Genomic DNA, 23,296 nt, shown 5'->3' on the forward strand with positions numbered 1-23,296 from the left:
TTTGGCCTGCGCCTCTTCTATCTATAAGCAGGCGACTGCGGACAACGTCGAACGCCTGCGTGTTGACCATTCATTCAGGGATCCGGACATGGAACTGGTTGTAAAAAGCGTTAGCCCAGAAACGTTGAAAACCGCCACCCTGGTGGTTTCCGTCGGCGAAGGCCGCAAACTCGGTGTCGCCGCCAGACTGGTCGACGAGTCGAGCGGCGGTGCGATCAGCGCCGTGCTCAAGCGTGGCGACCTGGCTGGCAAGGTCGGTCAGAGCCTGCTGCTGCACAGCCTGCCGAACCTGAAAGCCGAGCGCGTGTTGCTGGTCGGCGTGGGCAAGGACGAAGAACTGGGCGACCGGCCATTCCGCAAAATCGTTGCCGGCATCCTCAACACCCTCAAAGGCCTGGGCGGCGGTGACGCCGTGCTGGCGCTGGATGAAGTCATCGTCAAAGGTCGCGACAGCTACGGCAAGACTCGCCTGCTGGCAGAAACCCTGGTCGACGGCGGCTACACCTTCGACCAGTTCAAGAGCCAGAAAGCCGAACCGCGCGCCCTGAAGAAAATCACCCTGCTGACCATCAAGGCTGCGCAAGCCGAAGTGCAGCGTGCCGTGAATCACGCCACCGCGATTGCCAACGGCATGGCCTTCACCCGCGATCTGGGCAACCTGCCACCGAACATCTGCCACCCGACCTTCATGGGCGAACAAGCCAAGAATCTGGGCAAAGAGTTCAAGGATCTGAAAGTCGAAGTGCTCGACGAGAAGAAGATCAAATCCCTCGGCATGGGCTCGTTCTACGCTGTGGGCCAGGGCAGCGCCCAGCCGCCGCGCCTGATCGTCATGCAATACAACGGCGGCAAGAAATCCGAGAAGCCATACGCGCTGGTCGGCAAGGGCATCACCTTCGACACTGGCGGCATCAGCCTGAAGCCGGGCGCCGGCATGGACGAGATGAAATACGACATGGGCGGCGCTGCCTCCGTGTTCGGGACCTTGCGTGCAGTGCTTGAGCTGAAACTGCCGATCAATCTGGTGTGCATCCTCGCCTGCGCCGAAAACATGCCGAGCGGCAACGCGTCGCGCCCGGGCGATATCGTCACCACCATGAGCGGCCAGACCGTGGAAATCCTCAACACCGACGCCGAAGGCCGTCTGGTGCTGTGCGATGCGCTGACCTACGCCGAGCGCTTCAAGCCACAAGCGGTGATCGACATCGCCACCCTGACCGGCGCTTGCGTGGTGGCCCTGGGCGCACACACGTCCGGCCTGCTGGGCAACAACGACGAACTGATCGAGCAATTGCTCAGCGCCGGCAAGGCTGCCGACGACCGCGCCTGGCAACTGCCGCTGTTCGATGAGTATCAAGAGCAACTGGACAGCCCGTTCGCCGACATCGCCAACATTGGCGGGCCGAAGGCCGGCACCATCACTGCCGCCTGCTTCCTGTCGCGCTTCACCAAGAACCTCAACTGGGCGCACCTGGACATCGCCGGCACGGCATGGACCAGCGGCGGCAAGGACAAGGGCGCCACTGGCCGTCCGGTTCCGCTGCTGACCCAGTACCTGCTGGATCGCGCCAAGGCCTGAAACCGCTGAAAGGTGGCGTCACTCTCGGGTGACGCCGCTTGCCGCTCTGGAACCGCAATGACCAAAGTCGACTTCTATATCCTGCCCAGCGCCGATCCTTCAGCGCGTCTGGATTTCGCCTGCAAGCTCACCGAGAAAGCCTGGCGCATGGGCCATCGCATCTACCTGCATTGCAGCGATGCGGCCCAACGTGACGATCTCGATGCGCGGCTGTGGGCATTCAAGGGCGAAAGTTTCGTGCCTCACGGCCCTGCCGACAGCGAACCGGACGGTTTGATCGTGCTGGGACTGGGCGAAAACTGCGGTGAACATCAGGATCTGCTGGTCAATCTCGACCTGAAAGTCCCGGCCTTCGCCAGCAAATTTGCCCGCGTGGCGGAAGTGGTGGTGGAAGATCCGACCATCCGAGCGGCGGCGCGGGAGAGTTTCCGTTTCTACCGCGAACAGGGCTATTCTCTGCAAGACCACCGTTTACAGCGACTCTGAGCACTCCAATGGACACTCCGAAACCGCAACAGAAATCCGCTCACCTGCTGGACGATCTCGAATCGATCCGCCAGTTGCTCGGCGATGACAACCTGCAACCGCCGCTCTTGACCGATACGGTCGATGACGGCGAACAGGAACAGATTCCGATGCTGTTCGATTCCGTCGGCAATCAGCCGGCGGCTGTCGAGCCGCCACCAGCGCCGCCGGCTGCCCCGGCTGCCCCGGCTGCCGCACCGGTCGATAAAGGCCCGGACGCTTTGCTGCACCTGGACAGCGAACTGCGCGCCGCCGCGCAATTGATCATGCAAGACGTGATCGACGACTTCGCCCCTCACATCGAGACCGAAATCAAACGCCGCCTCGATGCGCGGCTGGAGCGGCTGCTCGCCGCAGCTGCAAGCGGCAAGCTTTAAGCTGCAAGCCAAAGCCAAAGCAAATCCGCCGTGCTCCTCTTGAAGCTTGCAGCTTGCAGCTTGTGGCTTGTGGCTGTCCCCACGGCTATACTTCCCGGCTTTTCCTGAATAAATGCCAATAGGGTCCCGCCGCGCATGGATAAGACCTACCAGCCGCACGCCATTGAAACTTCCTGGTACAAGACCTGGGAGTCCGAGAACTACTTCGCCCCGCAAGGCGCGGGCGAGTCCTACACCATCATGATCCCGCCGCCGAACGTCACCGGCAGCCTGCACATGGGTCACGGCTTCAACAACGCGATCATGGACGCGTTGATCCGTTTCCGCCGCATGCAGGGTCGCGACACCCTGTGGCAGCCGGGCACCGACCACGCCGGTATCGCCACGCAGATGCTGGTGGAGCGCCAACTCGAAGCCCAAGGCCAGAATCGTCACGATCTGGGCCGGGAAAAATTTCTTGAGAAAGTCTGGGAGTGGAAAGATCAGTCCGGTGGCAACATCAGCCGGCAGATCCGTCGCCTCGGCTCGTCCGTCGACTGGAGCCGCGAGCGCTTCACCATGGACGACGGCCTCTCGGAAGCGGTCAAGGAAGCCTTCGTACGTCTGCATGAAGACGGCCTGATCTACCGCGGCAAGCGTCTGGTCAACTGGGACACCAAACTGCACACGGCGATTTCCGACCTCGAAGTGGAAAACCACGAAGAGAAAGGCTTTCTGTGGAACCTGAAATACCCATTGGCCGATGGCGTTAAAACCGCCGAGGGCAATGACTTCCTGATCGTCGCCACCACCCGTCCGGAAACCATGCTCGGCGACTCCGCCGTCGCGGTTAACCCGAACGACGAACGCTACAAAGCGCTGATCGGCAAATTCGTCGAGCTGCCACTGGTTGGCCGGCGCATCCCGATCATCGCCGACGATTATTGCGACCCTGAATTCGGCACCGGCTGCGTGAAAATCACCCCGGCCCACGATTTCAACGACTACGAAGTCGGCAAGCGCCACAACCTGCCGCTGCTGAACATCTTCGACAAGAACGCCAACGTGCTGCCTGCCGCGCAGGTGTTCAACCTTGACGGCACGCTGAACGAGAGCATCGACGGCAAGATTCCGGCCGAGTTCGCCGGGCTGGAGCGTTTCGAGGCGCGCAAGCAGATCGTTGCCGCGTTCGACGCTGCCGGCCTGCTGGTGAGCGTCAACGATCACAACCTGAAAACGCCGAAAGGCGATCGCTCCGGCACGGTCATCGAGCCGTGGCTGACCGACCAGTGGTACGTATCGACCAAGCCTCTGGCCGAGCCGGCGATTGCTGCCGTTGAAGACGGTCGCATCCAGTTCGTGCCCAAGCAGTACGAAAACATGTACTTCTCGTGGATGCGCGACATCCAGGACTGGTGCATCAGCCGTCAGCTGTGGTGGGGCCACCGGATTCCGGCCTGGTACGACGAGTCGGGCAAGGTCTACGTCGGTCGCGACGAAGCCGAAGTGCGTGCCAAGCACAACCTCGGCCCGGACGTTGCGCTGCAACAGGACAACGACGTACTCGACACCTGGTTCAGCTCCGGCCTGTGGACCTTCTCGACCCTGGGCTGGCCTGAGCAGACCGAGTTCCTGAAGAAATTCCACTCCACCGACGTGCTGGTCACCGGTTTCGACATCATTTTCTTCTGGGTTGCCCGGATGATCATGATGACCATGCACCTGATGAAGAACGAAGACGGCACGCCGCAGGTTCCGTTCAAGACTGTGTACGTACACGGTCTGGTACGCGACGGCCAGGGCCAGAAGATGTCCAAGTCCAAGGGCAACGTCCTTGACCCGCTGGACATCATCGACGGCATCGACCTGGAAACCCTGGTGCAGAAGCGCACCTCGGGCCTGATGCAACCGAAACTGGCGAAGAAGATCGAGAAAGCCACCCGCGAAGAGTTCGCCAACGGCATCGAAAGCTACGGCACCGACGCCCTGCGCTTCACGTTCTGCTCGCTGGCCTCGACCGGTCGCGACATCAAGTTCGACATGGGTCGCGTCGAAGGCTATCGCAACTTCTGCAACAAGATCTGGAACGCCGCGCGTTACGTTCTGGACAAAGGCGAAGACTGCGGCCAGAACGGCGAAGCCTACGAGCTGTCGTTGGCTGATCGCTGGATCATCTCGCAGCTGCAACGCACCGAAGCCGAAGTGACCCGCCAACTGGATCAGTTCCGTTTCGACCTCGCCGCACAAGCGCTGTACGAGTTCATCTGGAACCAGTACTGCGACTGGTATCTGGAACTGTCCAAGCCTGTGCTGTGGGACGAGAACGCGCCGGTCGAACGTCAGCGCGGCACTCGCCGGACCTTGGTGCGCGTGCTGGAAGTGGCGCTGCGTCTGGCGCATCCGTTCATGCCGTTTATCACTGAAGAAATCTGGCAGCGCATCGCGCCGCTGGCCGGCATTCAGGGCAAAACGATCATGCTGCAGCCTTGGCCGGTGGCCAACGAGGAGCGCATCGATCCGGCGGCGGAAAACGACATCGAATGGCTCAAGGAACTGATGCTCGGCACGCGCAACATTCGTGGCGAGATGAACATCGGCCCGGGCAAGCCACTGCCGATCTTCCTGAAGAACGTCAGCGCTGAAGACCAGCGCCGCCTGACCGAGAACGAAGCGCTGCTGAAGAAGCTGGCGCGCCTGGAATCGATCACCGTACTCGCCGCTGGCGAAGAAGCACCGCTGTCCGCTACCGCACTGGTGGGCGAGATGGAAGTGCTGGTACCAATGGCCGGTCTGATCGACAAGGGCGCGGAACTGGCACGTCTGGACAAGGAAATCCTGCGTCTGCAGGGCGAAGTCCAACGCGTTGGCGGCAAGCTCTCCAACGCAGGATTCGTCGACAAGGCCCCGGCCGAAGTCATCGAGAAGGAACGCGCCAAACTGGCCGAGGCCGAACAAGCCCTGGGCAAACTGGCCGAGCAGCACGCGCGGATTGCCAGTCTGTAACGGCAAACCGCACTGAAAAAGGGAGGCCCAGGTGGCCTCCCTTTTTTATTCCTGCAAAACCTCGAGTCCCCTGTGGGAGCGAGCCTGCTCGCGAAAGCGCTGTATCAGCCGACAAATCTGCCGGATGTGAAACCGCCTTCGCGAGCGGGCTCGCTCCCACAGTTTGAACGGTGTTGCCTTCAGATGTGGGACAATACCCGCCACTTTCAGCCATACCCGAATCGACCTCGCCCATGACCGCCCCCCGCACACCCAAACCTGCGCGCAAGAAGCCTGACGCCGCGTCCCCGAGCAAAGCCGTCGAGCCGCGCGAGAAGGCCAGCCTGCATCCGCGCAATCGCCATCAGGGTCGTTACGACTTTCCGGCACTGATCAAGACCACGCCGGAACTGGCCAAGTATGTGATCACCAACCCGTACGGCAAGGAAAGCATCGACTTCGCCAGCCCCGACGCGGTACGTGTGTTCAATCGGGCGCTGCTCAAGGCGTTCTACGGCATTCAACATTGGGACATCCCGGCGGACTACCTCTGCCCTCCGGTTCCGGGGCGTGCCGATTACGTGCACTTTCTCGCCGACCTGCTCGCGAGCATGAACGACGGTAAAGTGCCGCGCGGCGCGATCGTCAACGTGCTGGACATCGGCATGGGCGCCAACTGCGTGTATCCGCTGATTGGCAACAGCGAATACCGCTGGCACTTCCTCGGCTCGGAGATCGACCCGACAGCCGTGGCGGCGGCTCGAGCCATCGTGCAGTCCAATGATCTGAGCAAAGTGATCCAGCTGCGCCAGCAGGAAAACCGCAAGCACATCCTCATCGGCTTGCTGGAGCCGGGCGAGCGTTTCGACCTGACCATGTGCAACCCGCCGTTCCACGCTTCGATGGAAGAAGCGACCAAGGGCAGCGAGCGCAAGTGGCGCGCCTTGGGCAAGGCCGACCCGAAACGCAAGCTGCCGGTGCTGAACTTCGGCGGGCAATCGGCGGAGCTGTGGTGTGAAGGCGGTGAAGCGCGCTTCGTGACGCAGTTGATTGCCGAGAGCGCGAACTTCCAGCACAAGGTGTTGTGGTTCAGCACGCTGGTGTCGAAGGCCTCGAACCTGCCGGCCATCGAGACGGCACTGAAGAAGGCTGGCGTGCTGGAGAGCCAGGTCGTGGAGATGTCGCAGGGGCAGAAGCAGAGCCGCTTTGTCGCCTGGACCTTTCAGACCAAGTCCGAGCAGCAGATCTGGCGGCGCGAGCGCTGGGTGCGCTAAGACACAGCAGATCGCTGTGGGAGCGAGCTTGCTCGCGAATGCGGTATATCAGTGACATTGAAGTTGACTGACACACTGCTTTCGCGAGCAAGCTCGCTCCCACAATGGTTTATGGCATTCATGAGTCAATCGCCAAATCACAGACACAAAAAAACCGTGCCCCGGATCACTCCGAAGCACGGTTTTTTTTATCGCTGCGTCTTACTTGTTCACAGCGTCGGTCAGGCCTTTGGCCACAACCAGCTTGATCACTTTCTTTGCAGGGATTTCGATGGCAGCGCCAGTCGAAGGGTTACGGCCGGTGCGGGCAGGACGCTCGGTCACTTTCAGCTTGCCGATACCTGGCAAGGTGATTTCGCCGCCGTTTTCCAGCTGATCGGCAACGATTTGGCCCAGTTGGTCCAGAGCGTTACGCGCGGTGGTTTTCGGCGCGTCGATAGCTTCAGCGATGTCGGCGATCAGTTGGTCTTTAGTAAGAGCCATGTAGTGTTCCTTCCCTATCAAATTCATATGGATTGCAGAGTGCAGTGTCAGCCATCGAGCCCGATCTTCTGGATCTGGCACCCTCGGCGATAACCACGACGAGTCGGGTTATAGATGCCGAAATCAGGGTTTGGTTCGACCTGACAAATGCTGAATGCACGCTTAACGCAGTGACTTCGCGTAAGACCGGGCAAAACTAGCACAGCGACAAGGAAATATCCGCCTCTAGCTACCCATTTGGTCAGCTTTATTGCGCTAAATCGGTAAAAAACCGCTTAAGGCCGGGCGCGCGCCCCGGTTTTGCCCTGCAACCCGCGCCAAAACCAGTGGTTGCGGTACACTGAGCGCTTTTTCGGGGGAGCCTGCCCTCCTCCCTTCCAACAGCCGAGAAGCCCATGCCGATCCGTCATTGCATCGTCCACCTGATCGACAAAAAACCCGACGGCACGCCCGCAGTTCTGCACGCCCGTGACTCTGAACTGGCCGAGTCCGCCGCCATCGAAAACATGCTCGCCGACCTCAACGAAAGCTACAACGCCAAACAGGGCAAAGCCTGGGGCCTGTTCCATCCGGAATCCGGCGCGTTCCCGTTCAGCGGCTGGCTGAAGGAGTACATGGACGGCGGCCGTGACTTCACCGCGTTCAGTAAAGTGGCGGTCGAGCATCTGCAGAAGCTGATGGAAGAATCCAACCTGTCGGTGGGCGGCCACGTGCTGTTCGCCCACTATCAGCAAGGGATGACCGACTATCTGGCAATCGCCCTGCTGCACCACAGCGAAGGCGTGGCGGTGACCGATGAGCTCGACGTGACGCCTTCGCGCCATCTCGACCTTGGCCAGTTGCATCTGGCAGCGCGGATCAACGTTTCCGAGTGGCAGAACAACAAGCAGTCCAAACAGTACATTTCGTTCATCAAGGGCAAGAATGGCAAGAAGGTCTCGGAATATTTCCGCGACTTCATCGGCTGCCAGGAAGGCGTCGACGGCCCCGGCGAGACCCGCACCCTGCTCAAAGCCTTCAGTGACTTTGTCGAGAGCGAAGACCTGCCGGAAGACTCGGCCCGCGAGAAAACCAAGACTCTGGTCGACTATGCCAGCAGCCAGGCCAAGCTCGGCGAACCGATGGGACTTGAGGAGCTGTCGGAACTGATCGACGAAGAACGCCCGAAGGCCTTCTACGATCACATTCGCAACAAGGACTACGGCCTGTCGCCGGAGATCCCGGCGGACAAACGTACCCTCAACCAATTCCGCCGCTTCACCGGCCGCGCCGAAGGCCTGTCGATCAGCTTCGAAGCGCATCTGCTGGGGTCGAAGATCGAGTACGACGAAGAGAACGGCACCCTGATCATCAAAGGCCTGCCGACTTCGCTGACCGACCAGCTGAAGCGGCGTAACTGATGCTCGGCAACGTGCTGAAAAAAGTCGCCCTGGTACTGCTGGTGGTCGTGGTCTATCAGAACTGGGGCAAAATCGAGCGGGTGTTCAATCCCGCGCAAATGGTTTCTGAGCAGACGCGGGCGCACGCCAATGTCGTGCTCTATGCCACCGACTGGTGCGGCTACTGCAAACAGACCAAACGCTTTCTCGACAGCAAGGGCATACCGTTCAAGGAGTACGACATCGAGAAGGATGCCGATGCGCGCAAGGGGTATGAGGCATTGGGTGGACGCGGGATTCCGCTGATTGATGTGAACGGCACCTTGATTCGCGGGTTCGATCCGGAAGAAATCCTCGCTGCCCTGAAATAATCAACGGTGGGAGCGAGCCTGCTCGCGAAAGCGCTGCATCAGCCAACAACCATGTTGAATGATCCTTCGTCTTCGCGAGCAGGCTCGCTCCCACAGGTTTGCAGCTGACTCGATAAATCAGCGCGCTTCGATACGGAACCCAAAGCGCGGAAAGTGCACATGCACCACGCCGCCACGTTCGTCTTCACGGCGAATGATCAGCTCTTCACTGCCAGCAAACAGCAGCTCGCCCACCACCGGATCAACGCCGTAATCGATAGCGGCAATTGCCACTTGCTGGCCCGCCTTGAAGCCGTTCGGATCAACGAACCGCTCATCCGGCAATGCCGCTGGCGTCGCGTTATGCGCGACCTCCAGTGCCTCGGCGGAAGACATCTCGCTCGCCGCGCCATGGCCGAACCCCAGCACCCGACCCAGCCACGCCGCGACTGCCGGATATTCATCCACCAGCGGCGCCGTCACGTGCGTCGCCTTGAGGAACCACAGCGGATGCGCCAGGGCGAAGTCGGCAATCGATGGCTCGCCGAAGAGGAAGTCGCCCTGCTCGCGCTGCAACTGCTGCTCCAGACGCGCCATGATCGTCGGCCACTGATGTTTGGCCTGCTCGGCGGACAGACGCGTGGCGCTGCCACCGCTGAACAGACCGGCGCGGTCGGCCAGGAATGCCTTGATCGCTTCCGGGGGCAATTTGCCGAAACGCACCGCCACCGATTCCGGCTGGAACACCAGGCTCACGGCGTGCTGGAACACCACCGAATCGGCCCACGCCGCAAAACTGGCGCAGGTCATTTCCTGACCCTCGGGGAAGAACGCCGGCAGGGCTTTTTCCTGTTCCAGGCGTCGAGCGATCAGTGCGGTGTCGCAATAGATGTCAGCACCGATCTGCAACACAGGGGTCTTGCGGTAGCCACCGGTCAACGCGGTCAGATCCGGCTTTGGCATCACCGGGGAAATATGCACCGAACGCCAGGACAGGCCTTTGAAGCCCAGCAGCAGGCGGGCCTTCTCGGCGAATGGAGAGGTCGGGTAATGGTGCAGAATCAACTCGGACATGCTCGGCTCCGCCGCTCAGATAGTGAGCCCGCAGCTTAGCGTGCATTTGATTAGCAGCCTACAGATCTGCCTGATGGGAGCCAATCAGTCAGATTGATAAGACGCGACGAGGCATTCCTTGGCGCTTTTGCGCAGCTTTTTGATCAGCCGTTCCTGGCGCAAAGCATCGCTTTTGTCGCGGCACAGTTCGGTGTAGACCAGCGCCATCGCCGGGCTGGAGAGAAAGAACCGCGCGCCCTTGCCGCTCTGATGCTTGGCGAAACGCCGCACCGGGTCGTCGCTGATTCCGCAGTACAACGAGCCATTGGCGGCACGCACGAGGTAGACGAACCAGGATTTGCTCACTGGCTCGGCAGCATCGACGGATTGTTCGCTAAGACTGGTCACTTGGGTGATCTGAACGTGTAGGAAAACAGGCGGCGATCTTATCAGCGCCCGGCCTGAAATGCCTTCAGTCCCTTGCGCGCCTGGGCGCGGACGGCGTTGCGCACCAGCGGCGTCCAGCCCAGCAGCAGGCCTTTGAAACCCAACGCCTGGCGCGACCAGCGCCACAGATCGAAGTGGTCGTGGTGCTCACAGATCTTGCCGTCACGGAACACGAAACGCGCCTGGATATCGTTGATGACGATGTTGCCGGTCTGGCTGAACAGGTAGGTCGCGACCCAGTGTGCGCCGCCGCTGCGTTCGTCGGCGCGGACGTTGTCGAAGGTCAGGGAGAAATCCTTGGCGCGGGTAGTCAGCATGCGCCACATGTCGCCGGCATCGCGCCCGCGCAACTCACCGAACGCCGGATCGCTGAAGACCACATCATCGGTGTAGCAGGCGGCCATGGCTTCGGCGTCAAGGCGCTGAAAGGCTTGGTAGAAGCGGGTGATCAGGGCGCTATGGGCTTCGCTCAAGGCAATCTCCAAAGAAATAGGTACAGATTGCCAGCACCATAATCTGCCGCGCGCAGAAACACTATCGGCAATACGCAAAACCCTTGTGGGAGCGAGCCTGCTCGCGAAGGCAATTCAACATTCGACATCCATGTTGACTGAAACACCGCTTTCGCGAGCAGGCTCGCTCCCACATTTGCAGCCAGTGCATTCAGATCTTTTCGCTTTGCACCTGCACATACAGCGCCCGGCCGGCACCCAGCCCGGCGAGGATTGCACCGGCGCCGATAATGCCGAAAATCCAGCCCAGCGCATTCCAGCCGCCGGTCCAGTCATGCACCACGCCCACGGCAAACGGCCCCATGGACGCCAGGGTGTAGCCAAAACCCTGCGACATGCTCGACAGGTTCGCCGCGACATGGGAATCGCGCGAGCGCAGCACGATCAGGGTCAGGGCCAGACTGAACGTACCGCCCTGCCCCAGCCCGAGCAGAATCGCCCAGCCCCACAGACCTTCGATAGGTGCGTACAGGCAGCCGAACAGGCCGGCCAGGGTCAGCGCCATGACCACGACGATCGCCAGACGCTGATCCTTGCCACGGGTCGCCAGCCACGGCGCGGCCAGCGAACTGGCCAGCTGAATGATCACCGAACCGGACAGCACCAATCCGGCCTGAGTCGGTGTCAGCCCGCGCCCGATGAGGATCGACGGCAACCAGCCAAACACGATGTAGGCCAGCGACGATTGCAGGCCCATGTACAAGGTCACCTGCCAGGCCAGCGGATCACGCAGCAACCCGCGCACGCGGTAGGCGACGTTGTGTGCGCCATGTTTGGAGCCGACTTGTGGCAGCCAGAAAACCGCCGCCACCAATGCCGGAATCACCCAGAAGCCCAGGCCCATCGCCCAGCTGTTGCCGAAGTGTTCACTCAGCGGCACGGTCGAACCCGCCGCCATCGCTGCGCCCAGGCACAGCGCCATGGTGTAGACGCCGGTCATGGTCCCGGCGTGTTTGGCGAAGTCGCGCTTGACGATGCCCGGCAGCAGCACGCCGACGATGCCGATGCTGGCGCCGCCAAGGACGCTGCCGGCGAACAGCCCGATCTCGCCGAAATTGCTGCGCAGGATGATGCCGCCGGCCAGTGTCAGCAGAATCCCCAACACCACGCGCTCAGCACCAAACCGCCGCGCAAGGATCGGCGCCAGCGGTGCGAACAAGCCCAGGCACAGCACCGGCAACGTGGTCAGCAATCCCGCCTGCGCCGCAGACAGCCCGAGGCTTCTGGAGACCTCGCTGAGCAATGGCGCCATGCTCGACAACGCCGGGCGCAGGTTCAGCGCCACCAGAATCAGCCCGAGCAGCAGCAACCATGGACGTTTCACCAACGGATGGCTTTGCTGCACCTGCTCGTCATCAGCCTCGGCATCGATCAGCAGCTCTTCAAGTTCGGGGGTGCGTTTCGACGCTGTGGATAACTCACTGCGGGACATGGTTTTCTCGGTTTCAAGGTTCATTGATCAACTGCCTCGACAAGGCTTTGGCCCGTTCCGGGTCGCGTTGCTCGACCGCATCGAGCAAGTCGATGTGCAGATCGAACACTTCCTGACGGCGCGGGGAGATATTCAGGGTCTGGCGCAATTGCGCGCCGACGATGCTGGAGAAGTAGCGATACAACTCGCTGAGGGTCGGGTTGTGCGCGGCGTCGACCAGTCGGCGATGGAACACCAGATCGCAGGCGATATAGGTGTCGAGATCGCCGTGGTAATGGCTGCCGCTGGTGCCGAGCGCTTCACGCAGCGCCGCCAGATCCTCATCGGTACGACGCAACGCCGCCAGGCCGATGGCCTCGACTTCAAGGATGTGCCGGGTCTCCCGGGCCTGCTCCAGCGAACAACGCGATAGCGCTTTAAGTGTGTCGAGCGGGTCGACCAGCGCACGAAGATAACTGCCGTCGCCCTGGCGAATTTCGATCAATCCCGAGAACGCCAGAACACGCATCGCCTCACGCACCGTGTTGCGGCTGATGCCCAGCTCGGCGCACAGCTCAGGCTCGGTCGGCAGACGCTCGCCGACCTGCCACGCACCGCTGTTGATGCGCTGACGCAGTTGATCCAAAGCCTGATCGACCAGGGATCGCTTGATCAAAGGGGAAATGTCGGACATGAACCTCACCTTTTCATCCAATCATAGGATGAATTTTCCGACATGTTAGTCAGACCCATGTAGGACGGCAACCACCTAGGGTCAATCGGAGACACATGAAGCGGCATTTTCGATTGGTCAAAATTACCCTTTAAGGGTAATTTCAGGGACAGGGTTTTAGCTTCTTATGGAAAAGAACACACCCCATTACGACTTGGCGGTGATCAAGTCTGAAGTGAGGCGACTGGGTCAAAACGCTTTCACCAAAACTTCAGTAAGGTCAGCTGAGAAGCTCGGCTTCAATGTCAGCGAAATGCAGGAGATTGTTTTCGAGCTACAAACCAAGATGTTGTACAAATCGATGACTACTTATGAGGATCATCGAATCTGGCAAGACGTGTATCACATCAATTCACGAGATCAGGAGATTTACATCAAGGTGACATACCGCCCCGGCGGCAGCCCACCGGTGATCTCCCTCAAGGAGAACAACCCATGAAAACCCAGCAATGTGTCAGCTGCGGTGCACGTGAGGGAATGACGCATTTTCAGGGGCGTGGCGAAACCCTCAAAGTCAAAGGCATGGAGCGTCGTGTCGATAATCTTTCTGGCTGGGAATGCCAGAAGTGCGGTGAGATTGAATGGGACGCCGAGACCGATAGCGCGGAACGTTATTGCGACGCAGGTGATGAGTTGGTCATCGCTGCCAGGAAAATGATTGGCGACGAGATGAAGCGGATTCGCCGCAAATTGCATCTGACGCAAAAAGAGACGGTGCAACTGCTATCTGGGGGTGGGCATAACGCATTCTCTCGCTACGAGCGCGGCGAAATCTTGCCGCCCAAGGCACTCATACTGCTGATGCGTTTATTGGATCGTTACCCATATTTGCTAACCGATGCAAAGACTCTCGGCGAAGGTGCAGATTTGAGAGGTTTCGAGCACATCGTCCACAAAGAACATGAATCCCTTTCGGTTTCCTGACCCCGAAAAAACAACCCGGCACATGGCCGGGTTGGTTTCACTCATCAACCATCAATGCAAAATCTGACTCAAGAACAACTTGGTCCGATCATTCTGCGGATTGTCGAAGAAATCGTTCGGCGCGGCCTGTTCAACGATTTCGCCCTTGTCCATGAAGATCACGCGGTTGGCCACGGTGCGGGCAAAGCCCATTTCGTGGGTCACGCAAAGCATGGTCATACCGTCTTCGGCCAGACCGATCATGGTGTCGAGAACCTCTTTCACCATTTCCGGATCGAGCGCTGAAGTCGGCTCGTCAAACAGCATGATTTTCGGCTTCATGCACAGGGCGCGGGCGATCGCCACACGCTGTTGCTGACCGCCGGACAGCTGCCCCGGATACTTGTGCGCCTGCTCCGGAATGCGTACGCGCTCCAGGTAATGCATGGCGATTTCTTCGGCCTTGCGCTTGGGCATCTTGCGCACCCACATCGGCGCCAGCGTGCAGTTCTGCAGAATGGTCAGGTGCGGGAACAGGTTGAAGTGCTGGAACACCATGCCGACTTCGCGGCGGATCGCTTCGATCTGCTTGAGGTCGTTGGTCAGTTCCACGCCATCGACGACGATGCGCCCCTGCTGGTGTTCTTCCAGACGATTGAGGCAACGAATCGTGGTCGATTTACCGGAACCCGACGGGCCACACAGAACGATGCGCTCGCCCTGTTTGACGTTGAGGTTGATGTCCTTGAGTACGTGAAACTGGCCGTACCACTTGTTCACGCCCTGCATCTGGATGATGCCTTCCGGACCCACAGGCTTTTTGATTGCTTCGCTCATTTACAGAGAACTCCTAACGCTTGTGGCCAGTGTCGAGCTTGCGTTCCAGATGCATGGAATAGCGCGACATACCAAAACAGAAAATCCAGAACACCAAGGCGGCGAACACGTAGCCTTCGGTGGCCATGCCCAGCCATTTCGGGTCGGCCGCGGCTTGCTTGACGCTGTTGAGCAGATCGAACAGGCCGATGATGATCACCAGGCTGGTGTCCTTGAACAGCGCAATGAACGTGTTGACGATGCCCGGAATCACCAGCTTCAGCGCTTGCGGCAGAATCACCAGGCCCATCGAACGCCAGTAACCGAGGCCCATCGCTGCTGCCGCTTCGTACTGCCCTTTGGGAATCGCTTGCAGACCGCCACGCACCACTTCGGCGACGTACGCCGACTGGAACAGGATCACGCCGATCAGCGCCCGCAGCAGCTTGTCGAAGTTCATGCCTTCGGGCAGGAACAGCGGCAGCATTACCGAGGACATGAACAGCACCGTGATCAACGGCACGCCGCGCCAGAACTCGATGAAAGTCACGCAGACCACACGAATCGCCGGCATGTTCGAACGTCGTCCCAGCGCCAGCACGATGCCCAGCGGCAATGCTCCGGCGATGCCGACGGTGGCGATCACCAGGGTCAGCATCAGGCCACCCCACTGGCTGGTCGGCACGGTGGTCAGACCGAAACCGCCGTGCAACAAGATGAAGGCGATGATCGGGTACAGCACCAGGAAGCTCAGGCCGTACACCGCTTTACGCGGCACGCGCGAGATGAACAGCGGTGCTGCGCCAATGACCGCCAGCCACACGGTCAGGTCGACGCGCCAGCGCAGTTCGGTCGGGTAGTAGCCGTACATGAATTGGCCGAAACGCTGCTGAATGAACACCCAGCAGGCGCCTTCCTTGGTGCAGTCGGCGCGGGTGGTGCCGACCCAGTTGGCATCGACGATCGCCCAACTGAGAATCGGTGGCACAACCAGGTAGATCAGGTAGAACGCAAACAGCGTCAGCAGGGTGTTGAGCCAGCTGGAGAACATGTTAGCGCGCATCCACGCCACCACGCCGATGCTGCTGTTCGGTGGAGGCATGTCGGGTTTGAAAGTATGAGTACTCATGCGCTTTTCCTTACCGCTCGATCAGCGCAATGCGCTTGTTGTACCAGTTCATCAGCAGGGAAATGCTGATACTGATCGCCAGGTACACGCTCATGGTGATGGCAATCACTTCGATGGCCTGCCCGGTCTGGTTGAGCACGGTGCCGGCGAACAGCGAAACCATTTCCGGGTAACCGATACCGGCGGCCAGCGAGGAGTTCTTCGCAAGGTTCAGGTATTGGCTGGTCAGCGGCGGAATGATCACGCGCAGGGCTTGCGGGATGATCACTTTGCGCAGGGTCGGGCCGTTGCGCAGGCCAAGCGAACGCGCCGCTTCGGTCTGGCCGTGGCTGACCGACTTGATCCCGGAACGCACGATCTCGGCGATGAACGCTGCGGTGTACACGGTGAGCGCCAGGGTCAACGCCAGCAGTTCCGGGATCAACACCCAGCCGCCGACGAAGTTGAAGCCCTTGAGCTCAGGCATTTCCCAGTGCAGCGGAGCGCCGAAGATCAGCGCGCACAGGGTCGGGATCACCAGCGCAATTGCCAGGCCGGTCCAGAACTTGTGGAACGGTACGCCGGTTTCTTCGAAGCGCTTGTTGGCCCAGCGGCACATCAGCACGATGCCGACAATGGCCAGGACGATGCTGATCACGAACGCCCAGAAGCCGTCGGCAGCGAGTGCGGCCGGCATGTTCAGGCCACGGCTGCTGACGAAGAAGGTGTCGCCGAAGTTGTGGCTGTTGCGCGGCCCCGGCATGGTCAGGAACACCGCGAAGTACCAGAACAGGATCTGCAGCAGCGGCGGAATGTTGCGGAATACTTCCACATACACCGTCGCCAGTTTGGCAATGATCCAGTTCTGCGACAGCCGCGCTACACCGACGATGAAACCTAAAATCGTCGCCAGGATCACGCCGATAAAGGTCACCAACAAGGTGTTGAGCAGGCCGATGACAAACACCCGCGCGTAACTGTCCGCTTCGGTGTAGTCGATCAGGGTTTGAGCGATGCCGAATCCGGCACTGCGCTCCAGAAAGCTGAAGCCGGAGGTGATGCCCCGGTGCTGAAGGTTGGTTTGCGTATTGTCGAACAGGTACCAGCCAAGCGAGACCACCGCCACAACCGTGATGATCTGGAATAGCCACGCACGCACTCGTGGATCGCTGAGGCTGAGCCTCTGCTTTGGTGCGCCGATAGAATTTTGCATGAAGTGCCCCGGAAGAAATGGAACAAGAACATCACCCGGCGGTTGGCCCGCCGGGCGATAGAACCATTAGCGCACTGGTGGTGCGTACTGAATGCCGCCGTTGTTCCACAGGGCGTTCAGGCCACGGTCGATTTCCAGCGGAGTGCTCTTGCCGAGGTTTTTCTCGAAGATTTCGCCGTAGTTGCCGACTTGCTTGACGATCTGCACCACCCAGTCTTTCGGCAGTTTCAGGTCTTTGCCGTACTCGCCGTCAGCGCCGAGCATACGGGCCACGTCCGGGTTCTTGGTGGACTTGGCTTCAGCTTCGACGTTCTTCGAAGTGATGCCGGCTTCTTCGGCATTGAGCAGCGCGTAGCCGACCCAACGCACGATCGCCAGCCACTCGTCGTCGCCGTTACGTACAACCGGGCCCAGTGGTTCCTTGGAAATGGTTTCCGGCAGCACCACGTAGTCCTTCGGCGAGGCCAGCTTGCTGCGCTGGGCGAACAGCTGGGACTTGTCGGAGGTCAGCACGTCGCAACGACCGGATTCCAGCGACTTGGCGCTTTCATCGGAGGTGTCGAAGGTGATCGGGGTGTATTTCAGACCGTTGCCACGGAAGTAGTCGGAAACGTTCAGTTCGGTGGTGGTACCGGCCTGGATGCAGATGGTCGCGCCGTCGAGCTCTTTGGCACTTTTCACGCCCAGCTTGTTGTTCACCAGGAAGCCGATGCCGTCGTAGTAGGTGATGAAGCCCGGGAATTTCAGGCCCATGCCCGCGTCACGGGAACTGGTCATGGTGGTGTTGCGCGACAGGATGTCGATCTCGCCGGATTGCAGCGCGGTGAAGCGCTCCTTGGCGTTCAACTGGCTGAACTTGACCTTGTTGGCGTCGCCGAAAACGGCTGCGGCCACAGCGCGGCAGACGTCGGCATCGATGCCGAGGATCTTGCCGGTCGCATCCGGTACCGAGAAGCCCGGCAGACCGTCGCTCACGCCACACTGCACGAAACCTTTTTTCTGTACCGCATCCAGGGTTGCACCCGCCTGAGCGAACCCGCTGACGCCGAGTACTGCTGCAGCAGTCACGACCGCCAGAGTGGATTTCAACATCTTCATTCAAACCTCCAGTTTTGCTCTTGTTGTGTCGGAGCTTGAGTCCTGTCGCACCCTTTTGAGGCGTTGTTGACCCGTGTTGGCTTTTTTTGGGGTCAACCGACGTAAGACCTTCGCTATGAGTCTAGTAGGAGAAAATCCACATCATGGATCACTCACTTCTCACCAATCGGCCGAACGGGCTGTAGCCCTTTCACGTTCGCTAAGCCCGTTGCGGCCATTGGCGAACATCCATCACCGGATTCGTTGCTATCCCATCGTGCGACTGACACTGATAGTGTTACCGCCGCGCAACGGATGCTTCGTACGCAAAGCTCCATAGCAAACGCCGTACCACACCGCTTGCGAAAGTGATTGCGCGACACGTCAATAGCTAAACTTGTAACCTTGCGACATCTTGTTAACGGATCAACCGGGCGCGCACTTCAATCACGCACTCAATGAGAGCGCCCGCACATTTTTGGAGCAGACATGACCGAGCCCTTGATTCTTCAGCCTGTTAAGCCCGCGGATGCCTGCGTGATCTGGCTGCACGGCCTCGGCGCCGACCGCTACGACTTCCTGCCGGTGGCCGAGGCGTTGCAGGAAAGTCTGTTGAGCACGCGCTTTGTGCTGCCGCAGGCACCGACCCGTCCAGTGACGATAAATGGCGGATATGCCATGCCCAGCTGGTACGACATCAAGGCCATGAGCCCGGCCCGGGCGATCGATCGCGACGAACTGGAAGCTTCGGCAGAGCGCATCATCGAGCTGATCGAAAACGAGCGCGCCAGCGGAATAGACGCCTCGCGGATTTTCCTTGCCGGGTTTTCCCAGGGCGGCGCAGTGGTGCTGCACACCGCTTTTCTGAAATGGCAGGGGCCGTTGGGCGGGGTGCTGGCGTTGTCGACGTACGCACCGACATTCAGCGACGAACTGGAGTTATCCGCCAGTCAGCAGCGTATTCCGGTGCTGTGTCTGCACGGTCAGTTCGATGGCGTGGTGCAGAACTCGATGGGGCGCACTGCCTATGAGCATTTGGTGAAGCATGGTGTCACCGTGACATGGCAGGAATACCCAATGGAGCACGAAGTGTTACCTGAAGAGATTCGCGACGTCGGCGTCTGGCTGAGCGAACGCCTGCGCTGATTTGCGAGCAATGTCCGCCCATTGATCCCTCCTACTACGCCGCGCCCGATTCTTGCATTACACTGGCCGGCGTACATTCCTTAACCAACTGATGAGATGACCGTGCTCAAAGCACTCAAGAAGATGTTCGGTAAAAGCGAGGCTGAGCAGCTCGCGCCAGTTCCCAGTGCGCCGTCGCACGCCCCCGGTCATCGCACCGATGCCCCGCAGGCCGACCGCCCCGCTCCCGCAGCCGCACCGAAGCCAGAAGAAATACCCGCTGCGCCAGCGCCAATTGCCGTAGAGCCTGCACCCAGCGAAGCGCCGAAACCGGCCAGGCCACGTCGCGAACCGAAGCCCAAGGCACCGGTCATTCCATGGAAACTCGAAGACTTCGTCGTCGAGCCGCAGGAAGGCAAAACCCGCTTTCACGATTTCAAGCTTGCTCCGGAACTGATGCACGCCATCCAGGACCTGGGCTTTCCGTACTGCACGCCGATCCAGGCGCAGGTGCTGGGTTTCACCCTCGCCGGCAAAGACGCCATTGGCCGCGCGCAGACCGGCACCGGCAAGACCGCCGCGTTCCTGATCTCGATCATCACCCAGTTGCTGCAGACGCCGCCGCCGAAAGAGCGCTACATGGGCGAGCCGCGCGCGCTGATCATCGCGCCGACCCGCGAACTGGTGGTGCAGATCGCCAAGGACGCCGCTGACCTGACCAAGTACACCGGCCTCAACGTCATGACCTTCGTCGGCGGCATGGACTTCGACAAACAGCTCAAGCACCTCGAAGCACGTCATTGCGACATCCTCGTCGCCACGCCGGGCCGCTTGCTCGACTTCAACCAGCGCGGCGACGTGCATCTGGACATGGTTGAAGTAATGGTCCTGGACGAAGCCGACCGCATGCTCGACATGGGTTTCATCCCGCAGGTACGGCAGATCATTCGCCAGACCCCGCCGAAGTCCGAACGCCAGACTTTGCTGTTCTCCGCAACCTTCACCGAAGACGTGATGAATCTGGCCAAGCAATGGACCACCGACCCGGCCATCGTCGAAATCGAAATCACCAACGTCGCCAACGAGAACGTCGAGCAGCACATCTACGCCGTGGCCGCTGCCGACAAATACAAACTGCTCTACAACCTGGTCAACGACAACGGTTGGGAGCGGGTCATCGTGTTTGCCAACCGCAAGGACGAAGTACGCCGCATCGAAGAGCGTCTGGTGCGTGACGGCATCAACGCCGCGCAGCTGTCCGGCGACGTACCGCAGCACAAGCGCATCAAGACTCTGGAAGGTTTCCGCGAAGGCAAGATTCGCGTGCTGGTCGCCACCGATGTCGCCGGTCGCGGCATCCACATCGACGGTATCAGCCACGTGATCAACTTCACCCTGCCGGAAGTGCCGGACGACTACGTGCACCGCATCGGCCGTACCGGTCGCGCAGGCGCTGACGGTGTGTCGATCAGCTTTGCCGGCGAGGACGACTCCTACCAGTTGCCGTCCATCGAAGAAAAACTCGGTCGCAAGATCAGCTGCGAAACCCCACCGACGCATCTGCTGCGCGCGGTTGAGCGCAAGCGTCCGCAGTAAGCCCCGCTATATGAGAAAGCGCAGCCGGAAACGGACTGCGCTTTTTTTATGCCCGATGGTTGCTCGCCAGAACTAAAAGTCCATAATGGAAAAATAAGTTTAGTTTTGGAGCGCGAAATGTCCAGTACGCCCTATGTGATCGATCAAGCCCAGGCCCATCAGCTGTTGGCGCGTATCGATGTGCCGCAGATCCTGCGCAAGCTGTTCCGCGATCTGGCGGCCGGTAACGCCGCACAGCCGGCGCAGCAATTGGTCGAGTTCCCGCAGGGCGCCGGCGACTTCATCAATTATCTGGGCGTGCTGGCCGAGGATGGCGTGTACGGAGTGAAGACTTCGCCGTACATCGTCCGTGAGCAGGGTGCGCTGGTGACGGCGTGGACATTGTTGATGTCGATGAAAACCGGCCAGCCGCTGCTGCTCTGTGATGCCGGCGAACTGACCACCGCGCGCACCGCCGCGACCACGGCAGTGGCGGTCGACGCCCTCGCCCCGTTGGACGCCCAGCGACTGGCAATCATCGGCAGCGGCAAGGTCGCTCAGGCGCATCTGCATTACGCCAAGGCGCTGCGCGACTGGCAGAGCATCAGCCTGTATTCGCCATCGCTGCTGGAAGATGCGGAAACACAGACTGTGTTGAAGTCCATCGCGCCGTCACTGAAGATTGCCGACAGCCGCGAGACCGCCATCTCCGATGCTGACGTGATCATGCTCTGCACCTCGTCTGCCGGGCCGGTGATCGATCCGGCGCAACTGCACAAACCGGCGCTGATCACCTCGATCAGCACCAACGCCCCGCGCGCCCATGAAGTACCGCCGCAAAGCCTCAACGACATGCAGGTGTTCTGCGACTATCGTCAGACCACGCCGGGTTCGGCAGGTGAGATGCTGATTGCCGCCGAACAGCATGGCTGGAGCAAGGATTCGATTGTCGGCGACCTCGCCGACTTGCTCAGCGAAAAAGTGCAGCGCCCGGGTTACGACCGTCACGTGTTCTTCCGTTCAATCGGCTTGGGCCTGGAAGACATTGCCCTCGCCAATGCGGTTTATCACTTAACCCACTAACGCCAAAAATCCCCTGTGGGAGCGAGCCTGCTCGCGAATGCGGACTGACATTCACCGAAGATGTCGACTGATACACCGCTTCGCGAGCAGGCTCGCTCCCACAAGGGACTAGCGTACGCCTTGATATTGCGTACCCACTGGAGACCCACATGAGCCACGCAGATTTCATCATCATCGGCGGCGGGATTGCCGGCGCTTCTACCGGGTTCTGGCTGGCGCCGCACGGCAAAGTGATCGTGCTCGAGCGTGAAACCCATCCCGGCTATCACTCCACCGGTCGCTCCGCCGCGCTGTACACCGCCGCCTACGGCACCGCACAGGTCCGCGCACTGACTCAGGCCAGCCGCGCGTTTTTCGACAATCCTCCGAGCGGCTTCTGCGAGCACCCACTGCTGACCCCGCGCGGCGAAATGACCGTCGACTTCATCGGTGATCCCGCCGAACTGAACAATCAATACCTCAGCGCCAAAGCCACCGTGCCGCAGATGCAACTGCTCAGCGCCGACGAAGCCTGCGCGCGCCTGCCGATCCTGCGCCGGGAAAAAGTCCACGGCGCGATCTACGACCCATCGGCCTGCGACATCGACACCGACGCGCTGCATCAAGGCTACCTGCGCGGCATTCGGCGCAATCACGGCGAAGTCCGCACCGATTGCGAGGTGCTTGGCTTGAGCCGCGATGCCGATGGCCTGTGGATCGTGCAGACCAACGGCGAGACATTCAGCGCACCAGTGCTCATCAACGCCGCCGGTGCCTGGGCCGACAAGATCGCTGCCCTGGCCGGAGCGCAGCCGCTGGGGCTGCAACCGAAGCGCCGCGCCGCATTTATCTTTGCCGGCCCGGAAGGCGTGGACACTCATCACTGGCCAATGCTGGTCAGCCTCGACGAATCCTTCTACATGAAGCCCGACGCCGGCATGTTTCTCGGCTCGCCGGCCAACGCCGATCCGGTCGAACCGCACGACGTGCAGCCGGAAGAACTCGACATCGCCATGGGCATCTATCAGATCGAAGACGCCACCACGCTGACCATCCGCCGTCCGACCCGCACCTGGGCCGGTCTGCGCAGTTTCGTTGCCGACGGTGATTTGCTCAGCGGCTTCGATCCGCAAGTTCCGGGGCTGTTCTGGGTCGCCGCGCAGGGCGGTTACGGCATCCAGACGTCGCCGGCGATGGGCCAGGCCAGTGCGGCGCTGGTGCGCGGCGAGCCGTTTCCCGAGCACCTGCATGAATTCGGTCTGGACAGCGCCATGCTCTCCCCGGCCCGACTGGCTTGATCGCATCGACTCGTCGAAAAGATTGCGGCACACTC

At 60.4% G+C, this 23,296-nt stretch carries 23 protein-coding genes; 13 read left to right on the forward strand and 10 right to left on the reverse strand.

Annotated elements, in window-relative coordinates:
- Positions 1-88 precede the first annotated feature (88 nt).
- The 5 genes from D8U61_RS11460 to rlmF all read left to right on the forward strand — a co-directional run bounded on the left by D8U61_RS11460 (position 89) and on the right by rlmF (position 6,716).
- The gene (locus D8U61_RS11460) at positions 89-1,579 is read left to right on the forward strand and encodes a leucyl aminopeptidase (RefSeq protein ID WP_130926952.1); all 1,491 of its coding nucleotides are present in this window, start codon (positions 89-91) and stop codon (positions 1,577-1,579) included.
- A gap of 57 nt (positions 1,580-1,636) precedes the next feature.
- A complete protein-coding gene (locus tag D8U61_RS11465) occupies positions 1,637-2,065 on the forward strand; it encodes a DNA polymerase III subunit chi (protein WP_130926953.1) in 429 nt (142 codons plus the stop codon).
- Between the two features lie 8 nt (positions 2,066-2,073).
- On the forward strand, positions 2,074-2,481 hold the full coding sequence (locus D8U61_RS11470; RefSeq protein WP_130926954.1) for a DNA polymerase III subunit chi: 408 nt from the start codon (positions 2,074-2,076) through the stop codon (positions 2,479-2,481).
- 135 nt (positions 2,482-2,616) lie between these two features.
- A complete protein-coding gene (locus D8U61_RS11475) occupies positions 2,617-5,463 on the forward strand; it encodes a valine--tRNA ligase (protein WP_073473636.1) in 2,847 nt (948 codons plus the stop codon).
- Positions 5,464-5,696: 233 nt separating this feature from the next.
- The gene (gene rlmF / locus D8U61_RS11480) at positions 5,697-6,716 is read left to right on the forward strand and encodes a 23S rRNA (adenine(1618)-N(6))-methyltransferase RlmF (RefSeq protein ID WP_016771571.1); all 1,020 of its coding nucleotides are present in this window, start codon (positions 5,697-5,699) and stop codon (positions 6,714-6,716) included.
- 201 nt (positions 6,717-6,917) lie between these two features.
- Here rlmF and D8U61_RS11485 read toward each other — a convergent pair whose 3' ends face one another.
- Positions 6,918-7,199, reverse strand: a complete 282-nt coding sequence (locus tag D8U61_RS11485; RefSeq protein ID WP_003221909.1) for an HU family DNA-binding protein — start codon at positions 7,197-7,199, stop codon at positions 6,918-6,920.
- Positions 7,200-7,594: 395 nt separating this feature from the next.
- On the opposite strand from D8U61_RS11485, the gene yejK reads away from it, so the two are divergent.
- On the forward strand, positions 7,595-8,599 hold the full coding sequence (gene yejK, locus D8U61_RS11490; RefSeq protein WP_016771572.1) for a nucleoid-associated protein YejK: 1,005 nt from the start codon (positions 7,595-7,597) through the stop codon (positions 8,597-8,599).
- Positions 8,599-8,949: a glutaredoxin family protein gene (locus tag D8U61_RS11495; protein WP_125918307.1), complete on the forward strand. Its 351-nt coding sequence runs from the start codon at positions 8,599-8,601 to the stop codon at positions 8,947-8,949. Before yejK ends, D8U61_RS11495 begins: the two co-directional genes overlap by 1 nt.
- 117 nt (positions 8,950-9,066) lie before the next feature.
- Here D8U61_RS11495 and D8U61_RS11500 read toward each other — a convergent pair whose 3' ends face one another.
- The 5 genes from D8U61_RS11500 to D8U61_RS11520 form a co-directional block, all read right to left on the reverse strand.
- On the reverse strand, positions 9,067-10,002 hold the full coding sequence (locus tag D8U61_RS11500) for a glutathione S-transferase family protein (RefSeq protein WP_123443484.1): 936 nt from the start codon (positions 10,000-10,002) through the stop codon (positions 9,067-9,069).
- 84 nt (positions 10,003-10,086) lie between these two features.
- Positions 10,087-10,389: a GIY-YIG nuclease family protein gene (locus tag D8U61_RS11505; RefSeq protein WP_073473642.1), complete on the reverse strand. Its 303-nt coding sequence runs from the start codon at positions 10,387-10,389 to the stop codon at positions 10,087-10,089.
- A gap of 41 nt (positions 10,390-10,430) precedes the next feature.
- Positions 10,431-10,901: a nuclear transport factor 2 family protein gene (locus tag D8U61_RS11510; RefSeq protein WP_071174467.1), complete on the reverse strand. Its 471-nt coding sequence runs from the start codon at positions 10,899-10,901 to the stop codon at positions 10,431-10,433.
- Positions 10,902-11,091: 190 nt separating this feature from the next.
- Positions 11,092-12,396, reverse strand: coding sequence for a CynX/NimT family MFS transporter (locus tag D8U61_RS11515; protein WP_123443481.1), 1,305 nt, complete (start codon positions 12,394-12,396; stop codon positions 11,092-11,094).
- Positions 12,386-13,045: a FadR/GntR family transcriptional regulator gene (locus D8U61_RS11520; protein WP_016771578.1), complete on the reverse strand. Its 660-nt coding sequence runs from the start codon at positions 13,043-13,045 to the stop codon at positions 12,386-12,388. Before D8U61_RS11520 ends, D8U61_RS11515 begins: the two co-directional genes overlap by 11 nt.
- Before the next feature lie 166 nt (positions 13,046-13,211).
- On the opposite strand from D8U61_RS11520, the gene D8U61_RS11525 reads away from it, so the two are divergent.
- The gene (locus D8U61_RS11525) at positions 13,212-13,523 is read left to right on the forward strand and encodes a type II toxin-antitoxin system MqsR family toxin (RefSeq protein ID WP_130926955.1); all 312 of its coding nucleotides are present in this window, start codon (positions 13,212-13,214) and stop codon (positions 13,521-13,523) included.
- Positions 13,520-14,008 (forward strand): type II toxin-antitoxin system MqsA family antitoxin, encoded by a 489-nt coding sequence (locus tag D8U61_RS11530; protein WP_130926956.1) that lies wholly within the window; start codon positions 13,520-13,522, stop codon positions 14,006-14,008. The genes D8U61_RS11525 and D8U61_RS11530 overlap by 4 nt, the downstream gene beginning before the upstream one ends.
- A gap of 51 nt (positions 14,009-14,059) precedes the next feature.
- Here the strand turns inward: D8U61_RS11530 and D8U61_RS11535 are convergent, their stop codons facing one another.
- The 4 genes from D8U61_RS11535 to D8U61_RS11550 form a co-directional block, all read right to left on the reverse strand.
- Positions 14,060-14,824, reverse strand: a complete 765-nt coding sequence (locus D8U61_RS11535) for an amino acid ABC transporter ATP-binding protein (RefSeq protein ID WP_016771581.1) — start codon at positions 14,822-14,824, stop codon at positions 14,060-14,062.
- A 13-nt stretch (positions 14,825-14,837) separates the two neighbouring features.
- Positions 14,838-15,932 carry an amino acid ABC transporter permease gene (locus tag D8U61_RS11540; RefSeq protein WP_024011693.1) on the reverse strand — a complete coding sequence of 365 codons (1,095 nt, stop codon included), beginning with the start codon at positions 15,930-15,932 and terminating at the stop codon, positions 14,838-14,840.
- Positions 15,933-15,942: 10 nt separating this feature from the next.
- Complete coding sequence (locus D8U61_RS11545; RefSeq protein WP_071174462.1) at positions 15,943-17,124, reverse strand: amino acid ABC transporter permease; 1,182 nt, start codon at positions 17,122-17,124, stop codon at positions 15,943-15,945.
- A 66-nt stretch (positions 17,125-17,190) separates the two neighbouring features.
- On the reverse strand, positions 17,191-18,222 hold the full coding sequence (locus D8U61_RS11550; protein ID WP_016771583.1) for an amino acid ABC transporter substrate-binding protein: 1,032 nt from the start codon (positions 18,220-18,222) through the stop codon (positions 17,191-17,193).
- 468 nt (positions 18,223-18,690) lie between these two features.
- Between D8U61_RS11550 and D8U61_RS11555 the strand changes: the two genes are divergently transcribed.
- The 4 genes from D8U61_RS11555 to D8U61_RS11570 all read left to right on the forward strand — a co-directional run bounded on the left by D8U61_RS11555 (position 18,691) and on the right by D8U61_RS11570 (position 23,261).
- Positions 18,691-19,347, forward strand: coding sequence for an alpha/beta fold hydrolase (locus tag D8U61_RS11555; RefSeq protein ID WP_016771584.1), 657 nt, complete (start codon positions 18,691-18,693; stop codon positions 19,345-19,347).
- A gap of 96 nt (positions 19,348-19,443) precedes the next feature.
- On the forward strand, positions 19,444-20,922 hold the full coding sequence (gene rhlB / locus D8U61_RS11560) for an ATP-dependent RNA helicase RhlB (RefSeq protein WP_016771585.1): 1,479 nt from the start codon (positions 19,444-19,446) through the stop codon (positions 20,920-20,922).
- Between the two features lie 117 nt (positions 20,923-21,039).
- A complete protein-coding gene (locus tag D8U61_RS11565) occupies positions 21,040-21,984 on the forward strand; it encodes an ornithine cyclodeaminase family protein (protein WP_130926957.1) in 945 nt (314 codons plus the stop codon).
- Positions 21,985-22,133: 149 nt separating this feature from the next.
- Positions 22,134-23,261 carry an FAD-binding oxidoreductase gene (locus D8U61_RS11570; RefSeq protein ID WP_130926958.1) on the forward strand — a complete coding sequence of 376 codons (1,128 nt, stop codon included), beginning with the start codon at positions 22,134-22,136 and terminating at the stop codon, positions 23,259-23,261.
- Positions 23,262-23,296 lie beyond the last annotated feature (35 nt).

It is taken from the genome of Pseudomonas sp. Sample_14 (genome assembly GCF_004307515.1).
Lineage (GTDB): Bacteria > Pseudomonadota > Gammaproteobacteria > Pseudomonadales > Pseudomonadaceae > Aquipseudomonas > Aquipseudomonas atacamensis.

Excerpts from the sequence above, each read along its gene's own strand:
- D8U61_RS11500 (WP_123443484.1), bottom strand. The coding sequence starts at position 10,002 with ATGTCCGAGTTGATTCTGCACCATTACCCGACCTCTCCATTCGCCGAG.
- D8U61_RS11515 (WP_123443481.1), bottom strand. The coding sequence starts at position 12,396 with ATGAACCTTGAAACCGAGAAAACCATGTCCCGCAGTGAGTTATCCACA.
- rlmF (WP_016771571.1), top strand. The coding sequence starts at position 5,697 with ATGACCGCCCCCCGCACACCCAAACCTGCGCGCAAGAAGCCTGACGCC.
- D8U61_RS11530 (WP_130926956.1), top strand. The coding sequence starts at position 13,520 with ATGAAAACCCAGCAATGTGTCAGCTGCGGTGCACGTGAGGGAATGACG.
- D8U61_RS11475 (WP_073473636.1), top strand. The coding sequence starts at position 2,617 with ATGGATAAGACCTACCAGCCGCACGCCATTGAAACTTCCTGGTACAAG.
- D8U61_RS11540 (WP_024011693.1), bottom strand. The coding sequence starts at position 15,932 with ATGAGTACTCATACTTTCAAACCCGACATGCCTCCACCGAACAGCAGC.
- yejK (WP_016771572.1), top strand. The coding sequence starts at position 7,595 with ATGCCGATCCGTCATTGCATCGTCCACCTGATCGACAAAAAACCCGAC.
- D8U61_RS11565 (WP_130926957.1), top strand. The coding sequence starts at position 21,040 with ATGTCCAGTACGCCCTATGTGATCGATCAAGCCCAGGCCCATCAGCTG.
- D8U61_RS11485 (WP_003221909.1), bottom strand. The coding sequence starts at position 7,199 with ATGGCTCTTACTAAAGACCAACTGATCGCCGACATCGCTGAAGCTATC.
- D8U61_RS11520 (WP_016771578.1), bottom strand. The coding sequence starts at position 13,045 with ATGTCCGACATTTCCCCTTTGATCAAGCGATCCCTGGTCGATCAGGCT.
- D8U61_RS11495 (WP_125918307.1), top strand. The coding sequence starts at position 8,599 with ATGCTCGGCAACGTGCTGAAAAAAGTCGCCCTGGTACTGCTGGTGGTC.
- D8U61_RS11470 (WP_130926954.1), top strand. The coding sequence starts at position 2,074 with ATGGACACTCCGAAACCGCAACAGAAATCCGCTCACCTGCTGGACGAT.
- D8U61_RS11550 (WP_016771583.1), bottom strand. The coding sequence starts at position 18,222 with ATGAAGATGTTGAAATCCACTCTGGCGGTCGTGACTGCTGCAGCAGTA.
- rhlB (WP_016771585.1), top strand. The coding sequence starts at position 19,444 with ATGACCGTGCTCAAAGCACTCAAGAAGATGTTCGGTAAAAGCGAGGCT.
- D8U61_RS11535 (WP_016771581.1), bottom strand. The coding sequence starts at position 14,824 with ATGAGCGAAGCAATCAAAAAGCCTGTGGGTCCGGAAGGCATCATCCAG.
- D8U61_RS11555 (WP_016771584.1), top strand. The coding sequence starts at position 18,691 with ATGACCGAGCCCTTGATTCTTCAGCCTGTTAAGCCCGCGGATGCCTGC.
- D8U61_RS11525 (WP_130926955.1), top strand. The coding sequence starts at position 13,212 with ATGGAAAAGAACACACCCCATTACGACTTGGCGGTGATCAAGTCTGAA.
- D8U61_RS11570 (WP_130926958.1), top strand. The coding sequence starts at position 22,134 with ATGAGCCACGCAGATTTCATCATCATCGGCGGCGGGATTGCCGGCGCT.
- D8U61_RS11465 (WP_130926953.1), top strand. The coding sequence starts at position 1,637 with ATGACCAAAGTCGACTTCTATATCCTGCCCAGCGCCGATCCTTCAGCG.
- D8U61_RS11545 (WP_071174462.1), bottom strand. The coding sequence starts at position 17,124 with ATGCAAAATTCTATCGGCGCACCAAAGCAGAGGCTCAGCCTCAGCGAT.
- D8U61_RS11460 (WP_130926952.1), top strand. The coding sequence starts at position 89 with ATGGAACTGGTTGTAAAAAGCGTTAGCCCAGAAACGTTGAAAACCGCC.